This window comes from Paenibacillus sp. FSL R7-0189, assembly GCF_037969925.1.
GTDB lineage: Bacteria > Bacillota > Bacilli > Paenibacillales > Paenibacillaceae > Paenibacillus_AQ > Paenibacillus_AQ odorifer.
On sequence record NZ_CP150223.1, the window covers coordinates 6,575,017 to 6,594,022 of the forward strand.

Consider the following 19,006-nt stretch of genomic DNA (forward strand, 5'->3'; position numbering starts at 1 on the left):
CCGTGAAAAATTTTCATTATTTTCACACAATTTTTTTATAATCTTCATTTTCAGTCATTTGGAAGGATAATTGAGACAATCTTCGACTAGTTTCTTCCATCCAATGCTGGTCTGACAGCTTCTCAGCTAAACGATAGATATCGAGAAGCATATCGACTCGGGTCTGAATCCTCTCTCGGATTATCGTCTCTAGTTCTGATATTCCCCCTATTATAGTTTCTGACAAGGATTCTTTTAATACACTGGCCAATTCATTTCTCTCCGTAAACAAAAAATCTTTTCCAGGATCATCTCCACTGAGTTCTTTTACTAATTTGCCTAGATCTGCTTTAATAAACTGCAAAGGTTCATAACTAGCGCATTCTGGGCAGGTATAGACAGGAACATGCGTAATCTTCATCTTCGTATTAAAAATCAAAGAATGCATATGTAAGTTCATGAGGCCACCACAACTGCACAACTTCTCCATCAAATTATCTTTATACATCTTCTACACCTCTTGCACAAAATTAATAAAGCACAAAGTTTGACTTTTTCAACTTCTATATTCGACTCCACTCGATTAAAACCCTCCTTTATTGCATATAATGATTAAATTGGCAATTTGTCTATAATTTACATCCCTAAAGATGACTTCATATTTTAAATTTGATAGAATAATGAAAGAATCATGGGAATCGAAAGGAGCTTAACTAAATGAGACTAGCCGGTAAAAAGGTGATAGCACTCGTAGACGATGAATTTGAAGATTTGGAGCTCTGGTATCCCGTGTATCGGGTGAGAGAAGAAGGTGCCGAGGTTCACTTGGCAGGTCTGGAAAAAAATAAGACGTACGTCGGTAAATATGGCGTACCTGCTAAAGCAGAATACTCCTGGGACGAGCTTAATGCCGCAGATTATGATGGGATTTTGGTTCCAGGCGGCTGGGCTCCTGATAAAATCCGTAGATACAGTGCCGTTCTAAAGCTAGTACAGGATTTTAATGCGGCTAAAAAACCAATTGGGCAGATCTGCCATGCAGGCTGGGTATTAATTTCTGCTAAAATTCTGGAAGGTGTAACCGTCACCTCCACGCCGGGCATCCGTGATGACATGGAGAATGCCGGAGCCATCTGGAAGGATGAGGCTGTAGTTACGGATGGACATATCATTTCCGCTCGCCGCCCGCCAGATCTTCCGCCATACGGCAAAGCCTTTTGCGATGCACTTGCTGGGGAATAAACATAGGTATATAGTTTAAAATCAAACAAGCCCTGTTTCTCACAATTTGAGGAGCAGGGCTTTTGATTTGAGGCGTTTAAAATTCCAAATTATTACCTGATCCGCATAGAATCCGTCTCCATGATCATATTTGGATAATTTGTAAACCTAAAGGTCAAAGGTTGAGGCAGCTTTTCTTGACCCACGTTAAGAAAATAAGTTATTGTAGTTCCTTTTGCATCCTCTCTATACTCTCTATATCCGGAGTAATTATCATGTACAAGCCAATGTCCGCTTCCAGCGCTATCCACAAAATTATCGTCTATCCCAAAACCGGTTGCTTCATGCAACTCCTCAACTTTTTTGGGAATCAATAAATCCAATACTATAATCCCCTGCTCTTCGTCCGCGGTCCGTTTGGAAATCGAGAGAGAGTTATCCGGTGCCTTTAAAATCTGCTGCGTTTCCGTGTTAATCACAAGCTCGACCTCTGATTGATCTAGAGCAGAGATTCCTTCAACTTCAAGTTTGATTGGATCATTAGGTCTCATATTGTCATTGTGGTAAATATTCGATCCACTTGCCCGCATTAGTTCCTCTTGATGATCCCCTTTTCCGAGGACAAGCTTAGGTGATAGCAAACTAAAAATCCTCATTGTATTCTCTCTGCCAAAGGTTTCCCGCATATAAATACCCGTAGGTCCAATATAAACCTGGTCCATTATAATTTTCTGTCCACCGATAGACAGACTATCCTTCAAATCAACAAGTTCTCCTTGAAAATAATTGTTATCGGCTTCCAGTGGAATTTTGACACCCATTTCTTTTATATCCTTGTTATTAAAAACTTGACTAAGAGCATCTGGAAAAAGCGATAATGTGATATTCAACTCCTCTGGTATCTCATCCTGATATTTATCCCAGACGATTTGCTCATACATACGAGTCGTCCCAGGGGACCCAACCTCTTGTGCATTAGAAGTGCTAAACCCGCTGTATCCACTAAGGTGGTATTTATCCTCTGGAGTCTTTTTCAAAGACAAGCCAAAAAGACGCATCTTCTGATCCGTATTGTTCTGGATTGTATAAAGCACTGCAATGCCTCTTCGATCTGCAATGATTCCGTTAACAGTCCATGTTATCCCGTCCACCTCAGAAGAAGAGATACTTACCTCCTTCATCATCCCTGCATCAAGTGCTGATTTAATCGTCAGATTATTAGCAATAACGGGTCTAAACACTTCAAGCTGGCCCCAGCTTTTTGGAGGTAATTGTGCACGTACGGGATTTATCATCTGATTTGCCCAAGGCACAATTATAAGTAAGGCGAATGCCAAGACCACCAATACAACAACAGCGTACCTTTTACTAAAAGACAAACGTGTACGGTTCCCTTGCTGCATCCCCCTGCGGATCGCAGTGTCCAGTTTTACATCCAAAATTTCTTCTGCCTCCGCATCGATTTTCTGAAAATAATCCTTAAGCAGCTTTTCTTCAGACTCAGCCATAAAATAGCTCCCCCTTCCGCTTCATTTTGTCACGCAATTGTTTTAATCCTTTATTCAGCCATGTCTTCACTGTGCCCTCTGGTTTATCCAGCACCTCTGCAATTTCGGCAAGGGTCATATCCTTGTAATATTTGAGCACCAGCACTTGGCGATATTTGGGTTTCACTCCATCCAGCGCTTGTTCCATGTCCAGTCTGCGGTCACTTTTCATCTCCATGATTCCCTCATCACTTCGAGCAGCTTCTGCGACTGTATTCCTCTTTCGGCGCTTCAGCTCATCATTACAGCAATTAATCAAAATACGTGTTAACCAAGGAGCGAACCGCTCCGCGTCTTTTAAGCTCTTTCGTTTAATCCATGCGCGGCAGGTTGCCTCCTGCAAAACCTCCAGCGAATCCGCTTCATTTCGCAAATAGCTGTAGGCAATGCTATAAAGTTTTCTTTTCTGTCCAGCCACTTGCTCATAAAACAGCTCTTCGTCCGTAGCGGCCATTTCCATTTCATCATTTATAATGTGATCCATTTTCGGCCTGCCTCCCCCCTTGCCTTTATTCCTAAATCGGTTCTGTGTAACTCTCTCTATGTATTGACTGCGCTGCAGGGTAAACGGTTTTGTTTTTTTAAAAGTATGTCATAAATATAGAAAAAGGCTCGGCAAGAATGCCGAACCTTGATATGAATTGAATAAAAGTTACAGTAACTTTAGGATGAGGCTTTCTCCTGTAGTTCTCCGCTTGATCCAAGCGTAAGGCCACTTTTTTGCGCAAACGCAGTTAACATTTCTTCCGTCTCTGAGCTTGTACGATGATGGAAACACGCTTTGGCAATTCTTTTGGCATCCTTGGCCAATGTGTTCAGTGTGCGGTGTTTAACCTTCAGCAGCGCCTGCGGCGACATGCTGAGATCTCTAATTCCCAGCTCCAGCCAAAGAGGCAAAGAACGCTCATCCGCCGCCATTTCACCACATACACTGATATCAATCTTGGCATTACGTGCCGCTTCTACCGTCATACGGATCATTCGCAGAACCGCTGGATGGTACGGATGATACATATGAGCAATTTGTTCATTCATACGGTCTACCGCTAACACATATTGAACCAAATCATTAGTGCCGATACTGAAAAAGTCAACTTCCTCAGCCAATAAATCCGCAATCATAACCGCCGCCGGAACTTCAATCATAATACCCACAGGAAGATTCCGGTTAAAAGGGATATCTCGTTGCTCCAGCTCAGCTTTCACTTCTTCTAAAACAGCTTTTGCCGCCTGCACTTCCTCTACGGAAGAAATCATCGGAAACATTAACTTTACATTCCCGTATGCACTTGCCCGCAAAATGGCACTTAACTGGGTTTTGAACATATCCAATCGATCCAAGCTGATGCGAATCGCCCGATAACCAAGGAAAGGATTCTGTTCTTCAGGCAGCTGGATATAATCCAACTGCTTGTCCCCGCCAATATCCAGCGTACGAATCACTACAGTGTTATTGCCCACCTTCTCGACAACCTGTTTATACACTTCAAATTGTTCATCCTCAGTTGGGAAAGATCTGCGGTCCATATAAAGAAACTCTGTACGGAACAGGCCTACACCTTCAGCACCATACTTAAGTGCTATGTTGAGTTCTTTAACTGAACTGATATTGCCGGCAAGTCGCAGGTTCACACCATCCTTGGTGACAGCCTCCACGGTGGCGAGCAGTTCCAGCTGCTCTTTCTTTTTATGCTGTTTATCCCGAATCGCTACATATTCATTTATCGTAAGTTCATCTGGATGGATTTGTACAGATCCGGTATCGCCGTCGATCACAAGCATGTCCCCGGTCTGAATAGGATTAGACAGATTATTCTCCAAGCCCGCTACAAGCGGAATGCCTAGCGCACGAGCCATAATGGAGGAATGTGAGGTTTTACCGCCCATCATGGTGACAATACCTAGAACATAAGTTGGATTCAAGTGAGCTAGCTGGGAAGGAGACAACTCCTTCGCAACAAGAATATATGGCTGTGTATCCGATGGTAACGTAACCTCTGGAGCGCCTAAAAGATGTTTTAAAAGACGGTTTCCGACATCCTTGATATCAACCGCCCGCTCCTTCATGTACTCATCGTCTAGCAGATCAAACATCGCTACAAAATGATCAATCGCTTCTTTCACAGCTACTTCTGCCGCTTTGTACTGGCGTTCAATGATCCCGCGGATTTCACTCATGAACACAGGATCATCTAAGATCGCCAGATGAGCATCAAAAATACTCGATTCCTCCGGACCTACCACTTCTCTGAACTCTTTTTTAATGAATTCAATCTCGTCCTTAGAGGTACGGATACCTTCGTATAAACGCTCAAACTCCTTAGCTAGATCCACTGGGTTCACTTGTGTATCCGGTAAGCTCCATTCCCAGTTCGGCAAGACAAAGGCCTTCCCGATAGCTACACCTGCTGCTGCGCCTATGCCTTGTATCATCCTTCAATCCCTCCAACGTTACTTTCGTGTAAGACTACGGACATTACTGATGATTGCCCCTTTTTAACATTTTTAAATGGAGCATAGCTCCATGATTTGACCCGATCAGGATTCGTGATCACCATCGGTGTAGCCAATGAGGCCGCATGTTCACGCAAATAAGCGAGGTCGAATTTAACAAGCAATTGACCTGGCTCCACGCTGTCGCCTTCTTTTACAACCGCCTCAAAGGGTCCCTTGAGCTGTGAAGTGTCGATCCCTATATGCATGAGTACTTCCAGCCCTTCCGGCGTCGAAATACCCACGGCATGCATTGTAGGATAGACGTGCATAACTTTCCCGAATACGGGTGAAGTAAGCTCCCCTTTTTCCGGCAAAAATGCAACCCCATCGCCCACTAGCTTAGCTGCAAAAATGTGATCAGGCACTTCCTCGATAGGCATCATTCTGCCCTGCATTGGCGAACTGAACAGCACCTGCGGCAAATCACGAAGCATAAGCTTGTTAATCTCCTCGCGGATCAGTTCAGAATACGTGCCAAATACTACCTGGACATTTCCGCCGCCCAGCTTGATAATCCCTGCGGAACCCAAACCTTTAAGCGCTCCAGTATCTATATCTCGGTCATTATGAACCGTAAGCCGCAGACGGGTGATACAGGACTGCACTTGTACAATATTCTCCTTGCCCCCAAGCGCCTCTAAGATTAGCGGTGCCTGATAAGGGATATTGCCGGCCCAATCCCCAAGCTCTGAACCTTCTTCACGCCCCGGTGTCGGGATCTGAAAACGGCGAATCGCCCAGCGAAATAAATTATAGTATACAATCCCATAGCCGATACCAATCGGAATCAGCAGCCAAGCCCTCTGTGACAAATGCATGTTCAAGAAGAAATCAATGGCTCCAGCCGAATAGGAGAACCCGTGATGGATTCCCAGCATGTAGGTCAGTACCATTGCGAGACCGGACATTACAGTATGTACCGCGAACAAATACGGAGAAGCAAATAAAAATGCAAATTCGATCTGCTCCGAAACCCCGGTCAGAAAACAAACCAACGCCGCACGCACAAAAGTCTTTTTAATCTTGGGCTTCAAATCCTCGCGCGCTTCCTGAATAATTGCAAAAGCAATGGCAGGCAGCGCAAACATCATAATCGGAAACAACCCCGCCATAAAAATCCCCGCCGTAGGATCGCCTGCAAAAAAACGCGGCAAATCCCCCTGAACCACAGCACTGCCATCAGGAGTCGTAAAATTCCCAAATTGAAACCAAAACACATTATTAAGAATATGATGTAGTCCAAAAGCGGTCAGAACCCTATATAGGACCCCATAGATAAAAACACCAAACCCGCCCGTCTGCAATATTCCCTGAAAAAGATTATCCAGCCCAATCTGCAGCAGCGGAGATATTCCTAACATTACCCACGCGAACCCGGCAGAAAATAAGCCCATGAACAGCAAAACAAAACGCGACCCTCCAAAAAACTGGATCGCCTCTGGAAGCTTAATATTTTTAAACCGGTTTTGCGCGACACCGGCAACGATCCCCAGCAAAATTCCGATTAGTGTTGCAGGTTGTACAAGCCCGTCTCCCATTTGGGTGACAATTCGGTCGTAAGTGAACATCCCAGCCAGCGCTGCAAGACCCGCTGTTCCGGCTTGATTGGATAACCCCCATGCTACACCTACAGCGAACAAATAAGGCATATAATAAAATATTGCCTGCCCCGCGTAAGTAGCCACTTCAGACACCGAAGAAAGTCCCCATGCAGACCAAGGTAAGCTGCCCAAACTCAGCAAAATGGCTGCCGCCGGCAGTACCATGGTAGGAAGCATTATGGCTCTGCCCAATTGCTGCAATGATCCGAGCCAATTCAAGGCTACCCTCTCCTTTCTTTCTATATTGAATGGTAAGCGCTGCGGGGATTTTTGTCAAAAGAAACTCATGAGATCTTCACGTTACATTTTTAAAACAAATATTCTCACTTTCCACTAAACATTTATTCATTAGAATCCATAGAACAGCTGGTATTTACGTGGGGCTATTAATACTACAGAGTCAGAATCGAGTTTAAGTGTACTTTGTGCAACTATTCATATCGGCGTTACTCTGAGCGCTTTTTTAACTGCACTTTATACAACTATTTTTAGTGATTTTCCACTTCATCTAATCTTTGATGCGTTCTAAGTGTACAAAGTGCAACTATTTCGCATTTAGATAGCTATTTTAGCGTTTTAGTTGTATAAAGTGCAATTATTCCCTTGCGCAGCTATCGTATAGATATCCCTCGCATACCTGATTTGATTGATTGGATTGGATTTGATCTGGTCTGGTCTGGTCTAGTCTGGTCTGGTCTGGTCTAGTCTGGTCTGGTCTGGTCTGGTCTAGTCTAGTCTGGTCTGGTCTGATCCCAGAGCATTCGCTTCATAACATCGAACTTTTCTCCCCCCATTAGCTAGCTCCAACACCCTAAACTCACAGTTAGGAATTCCACCTGAGTTTAAGTGTACTTTGTACAACTATTCATATCGACGTTACTCTGAGCACTTTTTTAACTGCACTTCATACAACTATTTTTAATGATTTCCCTCTTCATCTAATATTTGATGCGTTTTAAGTGTACAAAGTACAACTATTTCGCATTTAGATGGCTATTTCGGCGATTTAGTTGTATAAAGTGCAATTATTCCCTTGCGCAGCTATCCCATAGATGTCCCTAGCATACCTGATTGGATTGGATTGGATTGGATTTGATCTGGTCTGGTCTGGTCTGGTCTAGTCTGGTCTGAACTGATCTGATCCCAGAGCATTCGCTTCATAACATCGAACTTTTCTCCCCCCATTAGCTATCTCCAACACCCTAAACTCACAGTTAGGAATTCCACCTGAGTTTAAGTGTACTTTGTGCAACTATTCATATCGACGTTACTCTAAGCACCTTTTTAACTGCACTTCATACAACTATTTTTAGTGATTTCCCACTTAACCTAATCTTTGATGCGTTTTAAGTGTACAAAGTACAACTATTTCGCATTTAGATAACTATTTCGGCGATTTAGTTGTACAAAGTGCAATTATTCCCTTGCGCAGACTCTAAAGATCCTCTTACCACATTTGATCTGGTCTGAGAGCCTTCACCTCATAATACCGAATTCTTTCTCCCTGATTAACCGGCTTCAGCAACCCCTTCTCACTTAATGATTGCAGCAATCGACGCGCCGTACGGAAATTAATGCAGAAATGCGTGGCCACATCCTTTGGACGAACCGGTTTACCTAGACGCCAAGCGAAACGCAGAACCTCTTTTTCCTCAGATAAAATAGCTACGCTAGCAGATTTACGCGCCAAGTAAGGCGCCAGCACCAGTTGTAACAGCATCCGGCAGACCTCGGGACGTTGCTGGATATCATCAAAAGAAAAATGAATCATCCTCCAGCCCATCCCAGTCAAAAAAGTGTCCCGATTTACTGAATAGTTGAATTTCTCGCGGTCCATATCTTTCACATGGCTTTGATATCCATCACACTCGATCCCAAAGCTGCTGCCCGTCTGCGGAAGAAAAGCAAAGTCCAAAAATTGTGATTTGCGATTCCAGTCATATACTTCGTATTCTGGATGCAAATCGTCTAGGGACTCAAACATAGGCCACCATACATTCTGCAAAAATAGCTTTTCCGCAAAATTATTGCCTCTAACCAGCCTCCCTCTTCTTTCACCTGTTCTTGATTTCATATGTTGGTCGATAAACAAACCATGCGCTTCTTCAAACTCCATAACCTATAGCCTCCCCTACAAAATAAAAAAACGCCCTTCACCGCAAAAAGCGGTTAAAGGACGTTCTTCGTCTAATCTCATTATAACTAGCTCAACAGGCGAGTTACATTAAAAATCGCACCTTTTGTTACACAATACCTCTTACTTTGGCTGATCTCCATCATCTAAGTTTGCTATAACCTCAGCGTCATAAATTTAAACCTAGTTAGTTTATTGCACTTTTGCTCATTCATAACAGCTAGTTCGTTCTTCACCAGTTAGTCCGTTCTTCACCAGCTAGTTCGTTCTTCACCAGCTAGTTCGTTCTTCACCAGTTAGTCCGTTCTTCGCCAGCTAGCTCGTTCTTCATCAGCTAGTTCATTCTTCACCAGCTAGTTCGTTATTCGTCAGTTCCTTGTTACGTCCGTTGGTCAACGATAACTGTAATCACCACACACTTAACTCAGTGTTCAGTTCAACAGTATATGACCAACCCTACTGCCGGCTACGCCCATGCATTGTGATCGCTTCTTCGACCTTGATGCAGCGGTCCATAATGGCGATCATACCGTGCTCAGCGGCGATTTCAGCGGCTTCTGCGCTAACTATACCCTGCTGGAGCCACAGCACACGTGCGCCAATGTCAGCAGCCTCCTGCGCGACCTTTGCGCAGTGTTCGCTTCGACGGAATACATTGACGATGTCCACTGGCTCCGGAATTTCTGCTAAAGTGTGATAACACTTTTCTCCCAGGATCTCACCATCCACCGTTGGGTTAACGGGAATGATCCGATATCCCCGGCTTTGCATGGCGCCCGCGACCATATAAGAGGTTCGGTCTGTTTTGTCTGACAAGCCGACAACAGCAATGTTACCTGCGGAAGCAAGGATATCTCCGATCTGCTCCCGACTTGGATTCTCAAAGCTCATAAGTAGTGCCCCTTTCCATAGTTACACTTAATGATCCTTGTTTAACTGAAGCTAGATACGCTAGCTCCCTCATTCCTATTGTACCCACTCCACATTCGCACCAAGCGCACGCAAGTGATCAAAATATTGTGGATAAGATTTTGCCACATGATGTGCATCCTTAATCAAAAGAGGTTTACGCGCACGCAGGCCCACTACGGATAGTGCCATAATTACGCGGTGGTCATAATGCGCATTAATGGTGACTCCGCCTTCGACACCTTCAGGCATACCGTGAACAATTATCTCATCGCGGCGTTCTTCTACCTTAGCTCCGGCACGGGTTAATTCTGCTAAGTAATCGGTAATGCGATCGCATTCCTTATAACGCAAATTCTCAACATTGTAGAATCGGGAGGTGCCTTCTGCAAATACTGCGGCAGCCACCATGGCCAATACCGCATCGGTTGCAGCATCTCCATCAAATTCAACAGCTTTTAGGATACCGTTCCCTTGGACATGTACTGTGCCCTCTTCATGAGTAAGAGGAACTTCCATCATCCGCAGCACATCAACAATGGCTCTTTCACCTTGTTTACTTTGTTCTGCAAGACGGTGGATTTTCACATCCGACTTTGTAACGGCAGCCGCCGCAAGGATTGCCGCAGAGCCTGGGTAGTCACCTTGAACAGTATATGACTTAGCTGCATAAGCTTGACGACCTGGAACTTTAAAGGACATGTAATCATCCGCAGCGTGCACCACAATACCTGCCTGCTCCAACACTTCCAAGGTCTGGCCCACGACAACCTTCGATTTCAAATCATCGAGGACAATAATTTCACTATCTTCTTCAAGCAATGGTGTCAGGAATAATAGAGCACTTAAGAACTGGGAGCTTACTGCACCAGAGACAGTAATTCTGCCTCCAACCGGTTTACCCCCACGGATCGTGATTGGCAATTTCCCTTCATTATGCTCCACCTGAACACCTAGCTGTTCCAGCGCCACAATCAAGTCGTCATGCGGACGTTTGCCCAATGAGTCTGGATACGTATTTACAAAAGTAACCTCAGGACTTAACGCGGCCACAGCCATAAGAAAACGCAGCACCGCTCCGGCATTTCCTACATTAAGTTCTTTAACGTCTTTTGGATGACGTCCGAAGCCTTGAATCACAATCTTTTCCTCATCCTCTGTAAGCACAGCACCCAAATCTGCTATGCAGCGACGGATCGCGTCGCTATCCTCACTATGTGCAGGATGATAAATCGTACTTACTCCTTCAGACAATGCCGCAACCAGCAGATAACGTGTCGTATAGTTTTTGGAAGAGAGGGCTCCAAATTCTCCTTGCAGAGATGGCGTTGGCCTAACAATAACGTCCATAATATAAACTCTCCTTAGTAGATGTAGTGGGTATGTAATGCTCGTTTGACAGGGTATTCTGTTCTTGTGTTATCATTAAACCATTCTTCTGATGAAAAGAGGTCAAACCCATGCATAATGTTCCACAAATCACACCGCAAGAATTACGGCAGTGTATAGAGACAGGTGAAGACCTTGTACTCATCGATGTTCGCGAAGACGAAGAGGTAGCCTTTGGGATGATTCCCGGTGCACAACATATCCCTATGGGAGAAATTCCGCACCGTACAGAGGATATTCCAAGCGACGCCAAAGTGATCTTCATTTGCCGTTCCGGTGCCCGCAGCCAACGTGTCTGCGAATATCTACAGCAATTTGGTTATAACGCTGCGAACCTTAGCGGCGGTATGATTGAATGGAATGAGACACTCTCTTAAAAGCTCAACCGCGGTAATGCATTAAAATATGTTGCGACACTTCTGCCGCAGTCAGTCCCGTTGTATCGACCGTGTAATGCGCGAATAGGTATGCATCCTGGCGATCTTCCATGATTCGTCTGACCCGTTCTTCTGCATTGCCGGCGAGCAGCGGACGATTCTCATCCCCGCTAACACGTGCAATAATCTCTTCCTCAGTTGCCGTTAGCGCAACCACATGCCCTTTACTCAGCATTAAGGCTGTATTCCCCGGCGCCAATACCGCGCCTCCACCAGTGGATATTAATTTATTCTCAGACTCTAGCATTTGCTTTAGAACCGCAGTTTCTACGCTTCGAAAGTATTCCTCACCATCTTCTGCGAAGATTTCTGCAATGCTTCTGCCTTCAGTCTCAATAATGACATGATCCAAATCAACCAGCTCATAGCCCAGCTCCTCGGCCAAAATAGCACCAACAGTTGACTTACCAGTCGCCATCATCCCTACTAAAATAATGTTTTTGTTCTTATCTTCCTGACTCATCGTTTTTAGTTCTTCTGTATCCCCAGCCATGACTATCCTCCAACCGCGATATTTGTCATATCATAACACAGGGTCAAAACATTAGACAATCCGCTTCTTCCAGTAAAAAAAGACCCGAAAGGCTCCCCATTTCTGGTGAAGCCGTCCGGGCCGCTTGTCATACAGTCAATTAGATTATTCCGCTGCCATCCAGTTGTGGTGGAAGACGCCTTCTTTGTCCACACGTTTGAAGGTGTGAGCGCCAAAGTAATCACGTTGAGCCTGAAGCAAGTTAGCAGGCAAACGTTCTGTACGGTAGCTGTCATAGTAAGCCAATGCGCTGGAGAATCCAGGGACTGGAACACCCAAAGTTACCGCAGAAGCAATGACTTTACGCCATGCGGATTGGTAATTGTCCATAACATTCTTGAAGAAAGGATCAAGAAGCAGGTTCTTAAGCTCTGCATTGTTCTCATAAGCATCTGTGATGTTTTGTAGGAAACGGGAACGGATAATGCAGCCGCCGCGCCAGATTTTAGCCAGCTCGCCATATTTCAGATCCCAACCATATTCGTCGGAAGCTACGCGAAGTTGAGCGAAACCTTGCGCGTAGGATACGATTTTGCTCGCGAACAATGCTTTACGCACGTTCTCGATGAATTCGGCTTTGTCGCCTTCAAATGTTGTTGCTTCTGGTCCGTTAAGCACTTTGCTTGCTTCTACGCGCTCATCCTTCATAGCAGACAGGAAGCGGGAGAATACGGATTCGGTAATCATGGACAGAGGTACACCAAGATCTAGTGAGCTTTGGCTTGTCCATTTACCAGTACCCTTTTGGCCAGCGGAATCAAGGATAACGTCAACCATAGGTTTGCCGGTTTCTTCGTCATATTGAGCAAAGATATCAGTAGTGATCTCGATCAGGTAGCTGTCGAGCTCGCCGCTGTTCCACTCTTTGAAAATATTGTGAAGTTGTTTTGCATCCAGACCTAGAACATCTTTCAACAACTGATAAGCTTCACAGATCAATTGCATATCACCATATTCGATACCGTTGTGCACCATTTTAACATAGTGTCCTGCACCGTCAGGTCCGATATATGTACAGCAAGGCTCTCCGTCCACTTTGGCTGAGATTGCCGTTAGGATAGGCTCTACAAGTTTATACGCACTTTCTTGACCACCTGGCATAATCGAAGGACCTTTAAGAGCACCTTCTTCACCACCGGAAACTCCAGTACCGATAAAGCGGAAACCTTTTTCTTCCAGCTCTTTACTACGACGAACTGTATCAGGGAAGTAAGCATTCCCTCCGTCGATAATGATGTCGCCTTGATCAAGATGCGGCAGCAGTTGCTCGATGGTAGCATCAGTAGCTTTACCAGCTTGAACCATGATCAGAATTTTGCGCGGTGTTTCCAGCGAAGCTACAAATTCCTCAACAGAAAATGTGCCTACGAGGTTTTTACCTTCCGCTTCAGCAAGAAGATCATGTGTCTTCTCCGGGGAGCGGTTGAATACGGATACGGAAAAACCTTTGCTTTCGATATTTAGAGCCAAATTCTTGCCCATTACCGCCAAGCCAATAACGCCGATTTGTTGTTTTGCCATCTGGTCCTCCACCCTTTGCACCCTATATTTTTGTGAAATCCATTTCTCGCAGTATAAGAATACCACCCTTTATCAGAGACAGCAAAGCCTGCCCTGCGAATAGAGATCAATTTCATTGACAAATTCAGACCAAGAAATGATCACAATGACTATTTTAACGTTTTTAACGTCAGAAGTGAACCCCTGTCTGCAAGTTCCAATACAAATATAAGACACCCCGATGAACAGGGTGCCTTGAAAGAACATTTGCGGCACTTGCTTACCATTCTAACATAAACAATTCCTTGGTCAAAAAGGCAAGCTCAGCTCGACATTTGTCCGCGCGAACCGTATCTCCAGCTTTTAGTGCATCATTTAACCGATCCAACTGTTCATCCACTTCAATTCTCCGCTGGCGAACCCGTTCTTCCCCTTCAATAGAATAAAAGAGTCTTGTCAGCTCCTCATCTGTGAGCATAGGTCCTTTCTGATATAACACACGCTGCTGATAACCAGAAATTTCAACCAGGCGAATCACTTCGCCAAACAGAATATTTTCAATAATTATCTGCCGATCCCGGAAACGCTTAACGATAGCATGCCCGCGCATATCCCCAATTAATTTCTCCATCCACTCTGACAAGCGAGCATCACGGATCATATAATCGCCCACAAGCTTATAGCCGTCCTTAATCCTTTGAAACCGCAATTTCACTAACTTACGACCCGTACGGACCGAAATCACAAAGACCTGTTCATTCTCGCTCCAATATAGGGAATAACCTTCTTGAATCAAATCCTTGATCAGGTCCTGGATATGCTGTCTGTCGAACCGCAGTTCCAGGTTACAATATTCCACCTCGTCGTTTTTGTTCACGGCACTCCCCCCTAACAGCTTCACATCTGTAAAGCCAGCCTTCATTAGTTCAATTCCAGAGTAATCATGGCTGCCGGACCTCTTCTTGAGTTAACTTCCTTTTTGCGTTCGTCTTAATCTTATTTTATACTTCAGTTTATGTAGCGGTAACTTGGTTTATTGACTATTTTTACCCGCAACAGCCTTTCTCCAAACGCTGAGCGAGAATTTTAATGCCTTTTAGTCCTTTTGGAGCATAGACGTTCTAGTCCTTCAGCTGCACAGCGTCATACAGAAGACCTTCGAAACTTACTTCCGTTATATCTTATGTCCTTCTAATTTTCTAAAAAAACCGCTGATATACCGGATCATTCTTCGGTTATCAGCGGCTCTTTATTTTCCTCAGCTAGTCTTAAATTTCTGTTTCGTTCTATGCACAATAAGCAGATGCAGCCCGAAGAGCAGCAGCATTACAATGGCACTTGCCAGGAATGGGACACCATGTCCTACATGATCCCATAATCTTCCTGACAATACTGGCCCCGCTACCATTCCTGATCCTTGGAGTGTCAGGAACAACCCCCAGACCGTCCCTCGTTCTCCCTTAGGTACTTGCTTAGCCAGAAAGGCATTCCATGCCGGGAGGATAAGCGCGTAGCTTATACCGACCAGTGCCACCGCGATAAAGGCAAGTGGCAGCCAGCGAACCTGAGAGAAAAAGGCCAGTGAAAAGGCAGCTAACAAAAAACCTATATTCAGAAACACCGTTGTCCCTATGCGGTCCACCAGCTTGCCTGCGGGAATAAGTGCAAGAACTGTAATCCCTCCCCCTGCAATGAGGAGCAAACTGAATTGATTGGGACTAACATGCAGCTCTGTACGTGCAAACAAGGTAACTACAGGCGTCATCAAGCCAATGGCGAAGGCTTGTAGGAACAACGCCGGGTACAGCCATCTGCTGACTTTCAGGGTAGTTCTCACCTGATGCAGCGTTCTTTTTATACTTTCTATCGGACTAAGCTTTTTACGATCCATTGCTCCGCCAAGTCCATGCATGTCCCTCACGACAGCATGAGACCCGCTGGAAGAGATTCGTTTAGGTAAGAAAAGGGCTACTACAACTACAGCGGCAGCACAACCTAACAAGACCAGAAAAGCCACATGATAACTCTGTCCACCCTGATCCATTAAAAAATTCACAACAATTGGACCGATTCCTGTTCCTGCGAGAGAGGCCATCTCAACAGCGCCCATGGCCGCACCACTGCTGCCGCTTTTGGTTGATCCGGCGAGTTCGGTAATTCCGGTCATCACACATGGCCAAAGCGGAGATGTCCCGATCCCAAGAATGAGACAGGCGATGGATAACGCAACGGCCGTTTTGGCATAGATTATCAAGCCAATGGCTACTAGAATCAGCAACAATGCACCTGTCATCGTCCAGCGGAACCCTATGCGCTCCATAACCCAGCCTGAAGGGCTGCGGAAGACGTTGTCCCCCAAATACTGTAGGGCAAAAGCGAATCCCACTACTGTCACCGACAGGCCCAGTATATTCTCCATATACACCGGCAACAAGGCAACAAGCAGCGAACCTTTAACAAATTCAACTAAAAAAATAATTACCCACATCTCCACAATAAATGGTGATGCTAAACTAATATTCATCCGTTGTTCAGCTTTCGTGGACATTCTATCACATCCAAATCCTAGTATTCTGAAGATTGTTTTGTTATACTGATGCTTGCCTTAAAAATTAACTATTCGCGAAAGGTTGTGACAGCATTAAATGAATCAACACCGTACTCCCCTCTTCACAGCTCTAAAAAAGCATGCCGCCGGCAATCCAGTTCAATTTCATATTCCCGGGCATAAGAAGGGGCTAGGAACCGATGCCGAATTCCGTGAGTTTATCGGCGATAACGCTCTATCCATAGATCTAATCAACATCGCACCGCTTGATGATCTACATCAGCCAACTGGCGTAATCCAGGAGGCTCAAAAGCTGGCTGCGAAGGCTTTCGGCGCCGACTATACGTATTTTAGCGTACAGGGCACGAGCAATGCCATCATGACGATGATCCTCTCTGTCTGCTCACCGGGTGAAAAAATAATTGTGCCGCGTAACATTCATAAATCCGTAATGTCGGCCATTATCTTCTCCGGAGCCAAGCCTGTGTTCGTCTCGCCTGTACAGGATGAGAATCTCGGGATAGATCACGGCATAACCACCAGTGCGCTGGAACGAGCGTTAAAGCGTCATCCAGACGCTAAAGGAGTTCTAGTTATCAATCCAACGTACTTCGGCGTATGTGCCGACCTGCGTTCGATTGTCGACCTGGCTCACCGTTACGGGGTACCCGTACTGGTGGACGAGGCACATGGAGTACTGATTCATTTTCATGAGGATCTGCCGGTATCGGCCATGCAGGCCGGTGCGGACATAGCTGCCACTAGTGTGCATAAGCTTGGTGGTTCCATGACGCAAAGCTCGGTACTGAATCTAAATGCGAAGACTGGGCTGATTAACCCACAACGGGTGCAGACCATTATGAGCATGCTGACAACAACATCAACCTCATATATTTTATTGGCGTCTCTCGATACATCTAGACGTAATCTCGCGCTGAACGGACATGAAATGGCGGAAAGAACGATCCAATTGTCCAACTACGCACGCGAGACCATTAACACTATCGAAGGCTTGTACAGTTTTGGTAAAGAAATACTTGGAACTGAAGCAACTTTCGATCTAGATCCAACCAAACTTAACATTCATGTTCGCCATTTAGGGATCACAGGTTACGAAACCGAAAACTGGCTGCGTGAGAAATACAACATCGAAGTTGAACTGAGTGACATGTATAATATTCTTTGCCTTATTACCCCAGGTGATACTCAAGAATCAGTAGATAAATTATTAGCTGCTTTGCGGGTGTTGTCCGCCATCCATTATAGCAAGGGTGAAATCTATGAACTGAAGGTTCAGGTTCCAGAAATCCCGCAGCTTGCTTTGATTCCAAGAGATGCTTTTTATGCTGACACTCAGTTAGTTCCGTTCCGCGAATCTGCCGGGTACATCATTGCAGAGTTTATCTATGTATATCCACCGGGGATACCGATTCTCCTCCCTGGCGAAGTCATTACTCAGGATAATATCGACTACATTATCGACCACGTCGAAATCGGTCTGCCGGTTAAAGGTCCTGAGGACCGCAGCATCACTAATGTTAAGGTGATTGTTGAAGCCGATCCTATATCCTAAGATCCATCTTTTCCTAAAAAACTTCAATCATTTATACAAAAACCCGATACCATAATGAGTATCGGGTTTCTGTATATAAGCATCAACTGTCCCATTCACATAGAACAGCTTAAGTTTAGTCGCTAGAATCTATTCTTGCTGAGCAAGCAGATTGTTGTAAGCTTCTTCAACAGCTTTCCATTCTTCTTCATCTTCGATATTATACAATACCATTTCTTCGTCTTCTTCTTCCATACGCAGAATAATGCCGTCTGCTTCTGGATTCTCGCGCTCTAACAACAGAGCATATAATTTCTCGCCTATGTCGAACGTTTCTACAAGCACCATTTCCACATCTTCGCCCTGCTCGTTCGTCAAGGTCAGCACAAACTCCTCGTGCTCATGGTCGTGATCATGCCCGCAACCGCATGCTTCACCATGCTCATGTTTGTGATCGCTCATTGTAATACCTCACTTTGAATTGTATTATCCTACATCTGGTATCGTACCACGTTAGATTAGTTCAGGTCAATTTAGAACACCTAATTTAACGCTGTAATTACCTTCTCCGACACAAGTACGTAATCTGCATTTTTGGATGGCTTAATATAGAAGCCTACCCGATATTTGCCCGCTTCTTTAAAGTCATAAGTAAACTCAGAGGTTGGAAACCAGAAATTATCCTTCTGTGAGCCTTCAAGCACCTGCGACTGAATATCCTTAACGTTACCAGACGGATCTGTCATGGCTACTTTCACAGCTGAAATCTCTTCAGTCAGGCTATCTACCTGTGTTAATATCTTAATTTTCAGCTTGCCTACGTTGACATTGCCAAAAACCGTATCCCCTTTAAAAAGTACAATATGGACATTAGGTTTAAGAATCGTAACTTTCCCAGAACCGTCCCAAGTAACAACCCCGCCTGTTTCTCTAGCAGGAATGTACGTTTTTCCATCAATTAGATAACCGCCGTCTACAATTTCTTTTCCGTTGCTCCATACTCTAATTTTCTGATTAACGGAATCGGCGAATAATAATGAGCCACCCATTAAGGAAAAAGCAAACACGCACAAAGTGATTTTTTTCCATCTATTCATTTGAGACCCTCCAGATAATTCATGCTGTTAATATATACTTACTTTGTTTCAGCAAGTTGCGCTA

General features: G+C 44.8%; 18 protein-coding genes. 3 read left to right on the forward strand and 15 right to left on the reverse strand.

Annotated features, from left to right (window positions below):
* Nucleotides 1–22: 22 nt before the first annotated feature.
* A complete protein-coding gene (locus tag MKY63_RS29000) occupies nucleotides 23–487 on the reverse strand; it encodes a hypothetical protein (protein ID WP_038570275.1) in 465 nt (154 codons plus the stop codon).
* 209 nt (nucleotides 488–696) lie between these two features.
* Between MKY63_RS29000 and MKY63_RS29005 the strand changes: the two genes are divergently transcribed.
* Nucleotides 697–1,221, forward strand: a complete 525-nt coding sequence (locus tag MKY63_RS29005) for a type 1 glutamine amidotransferase domain-containing protein (RefSeq protein WP_036686137.1) — start codon at nucleotides 697–699, stop codon at nucleotides 1,219–1,221.
* 92 nt (nucleotides 1,222–1,313) lie between these two features.
* On the opposite strand, the gene MKY63_RS29010 is transcribed toward MKY63_RS29005, so the two are convergent.
* The 8 genes from MKY63_RS29010 to aroA all read right to left on the reverse strand — a co-directional run bounded on the left by MKY63_RS29010 (nucleotide 1,314) and on the right by aroA (nucleotide 11,237).
* The gene (locus MKY63_RS29010; RefSeq protein WP_076212710.1) at nucleotides 1,314–2,708 is read right to left on the reverse strand and encodes a DUF4179 domain-containing protein; all 1,395 of its coding nucleotides are present in this window, start codon (nucleotides 2,706–2,708) and stop codon (nucleotides 1,314–1,316) included.
* Nucleotides 2,701–3,231, reverse strand: a complete 531-nt coding sequence (locus tag MKY63_RS29015; RefSeq protein WP_094902125.1) for a sigma-70 family RNA polymerase sigma factor — start codon at nucleotides 3,229–3,231, stop codon at nucleotides 2,701–2,703. Before MKY63_RS29015 ends, MKY63_RS29010 begins: the two co-directional genes overlap by 8 nt.
* A gap of 179 nt (nucleotides 3,232–3,410) precedes the next feature.
* Nucleotides 3,411–5,180: a phosphoenolpyruvate--protein phosphotransferase gene (gene ptsP / locus MKY63_RS29020; protein ID WP_036686134.1), complete on the reverse strand. Its 1,770-nt coding sequence runs from the start codon at nucleotides 5,178–5,180 to the stop codon at nucleotides 3,411–3,413.
* Nucleotides 5,177–7,063 carry a glucose PTS transporter subunit IIA gene (locus tag MKY63_RS29025; protein ID WP_339810763.1) on the reverse strand — a complete coding sequence of 629 codons (1,887 nt, stop codon included), beginning with the start codon at nucleotides 7,061–7,063 and terminating at the stop codon, nucleotides 5,177–5,179. The genes ptsP and MKY63_RS29025 overlap by 4 nt, the downstream gene beginning before the upstream one ends.
* An 822-nt stretch (nucleotides 7,064–7,885) precedes the next feature.
* Complete coding sequence (locus MKY63_RS29030; protein ID WP_178944159.1) at nucleotides 7,886–8,029, reverse strand: hypothetical protein; 144 nt, start codon at nucleotides 8,027–8,029, stop codon at nucleotides 7,886–7,888.
* A gap of 262 nt (nucleotides 8,030–8,291) precedes the next feature.
* Nucleotides 8,292–8,960, reverse strand: coding sequence for a hypothetical protein (locus tag MKY63_RS29035; RefSeq protein WP_076104784.1), 669 nt, complete (start codon nucleotides 8,958–8,960; stop codon nucleotides 8,292–8,294).
* 474 nt (nucleotides 8,961–9,434) lie between these two features.
* Nucleotides 9,435–9,869 carry a CoA-binding protein gene (locus MKY63_RS29040; protein ID WP_076104783.1) on the reverse strand — a complete coding sequence of 145 codons (435 nt, stop codon included), beginning with the start codon at nucleotides 9,867–9,869 and terminating at the stop codon, nucleotides 9,435–9,437.
* A 75-nt stretch (nucleotides 9,870–9,944) separates the two neighbouring features.
* Entirely contained in the window at nucleotides 9,945–11,237 is a 1,293-nt protein-coding gene (gene aroA / locus MKY63_RS29045) for a 3-phosphoshikimate 1-carboxyvinyltransferase (RefSeq protein WP_036686127.1), read from the reverse strand.
* A 110-nt stretch (nucleotides 11,238–11,347) separates the two neighbouring features.
* Between aroA and MKY63_RS29050 the strand changes: the two genes are divergently transcribed.
* Nucleotides 11,348–11,653, forward strand: coding sequence for a rhodanese-like domain-containing protein (locus MKY63_RS29050; RefSeq protein ID WP_036686126.1), 306 nt, complete (start codon nucleotides 11,348–11,350; stop codon nucleotides 11,651–11,653).
* Nucleotides 11,654–11,657: 4 nt separating this feature from the next.
* Here the strand turns inward: MKY63_RS29050 and MKY63_RS29055 are convergent, their stop codons facing one another.
* From MKY63_RS29055 to MKY63_RS29070, 4 genes are all read right to left on the reverse strand, one after another.
* Entirely contained in the window at nucleotides 11,658–12,206 is a 549-nt protein-coding gene (locus MKY63_RS29055) for a shikimate kinase (protein WP_235219530.1), read from the reverse strand.
* A gap of 144 nt (nucleotides 12,207–12,350) precedes the next feature.
* Nucleotides 12,351–13,766: an NADP-dependent phosphogluconate dehydrogenase gene (gene gndA / locus MKY63_RS29060; protein WP_036686124.1), complete on the reverse strand. Its 1,416-nt coding sequence runs from the start codon at nucleotides 13,764–13,766 to the stop codon at nucleotides 12,351–12,353.
* A gap of 259 nt (nucleotides 13,767–14,025) precedes the next feature.
* A complete protein-coding gene (locus MKY63_RS29065; RefSeq protein ID WP_036686566.1) occupies nucleotides 14,026–14,622 on the reverse strand; it encodes a hypothetical protein in 597 nt (198 codons plus the stop codon).
* 381 nt (nucleotides 14,623–15,003) lie between these two features.
* Nucleotides 15,004–16,293, reverse strand: a complete 1,290-nt coding sequence (locus MKY63_RS29070; RefSeq protein WP_036686122.1) for an MFS transporter — start codon at nucleotides 16,291–16,293, stop codon at nucleotides 15,004–15,006.
* 97 nt (nucleotides 16,294–16,390) lie between these two features.
* On the opposite strand from MKY63_RS29070, the gene MKY63_RS29075 reads away from it, so the two are divergent.
* Nucleotides 16,391–17,866, forward strand: a complete 1,476-nt coding sequence (locus MKY63_RS29075; RefSeq protein WP_036686120.1) for an aminotransferase class I/II-fold pyridoxal phosphate-dependent enzyme — start codon at nucleotides 16,391–16,393, stop codon at nucleotides 17,864–17,866.
* Between the two features lie 129 nt (nucleotides 17,867–17,995).
* On the opposite strand, the gene MKY63_RS29080 is transcribed toward MKY63_RS29075, so the two are convergent.
* Entirely contained in the window at nucleotides 17,996–18,307 is a 312-nt protein-coding gene (locus MKY63_RS29080; protein ID WP_036686118.1) for a DUF1292 domain-containing protein, read from the reverse strand.
* An 80-nt stretch (nucleotides 18,308–18,387) separates the two neighbouring features.
* Nucleotides 18,388–18,942: a copper amine oxidase gene (locus MKY63_RS29085; RefSeq protein WP_036686116.1), complete on the reverse strand. Its 555-nt coding sequence runs from the start codon at nucleotides 18,940–18,942 to the stop codon at nucleotides 18,388–18,390.
* Nucleotides 18,943–19,006 lie beyond the last annotated feature (64 nt).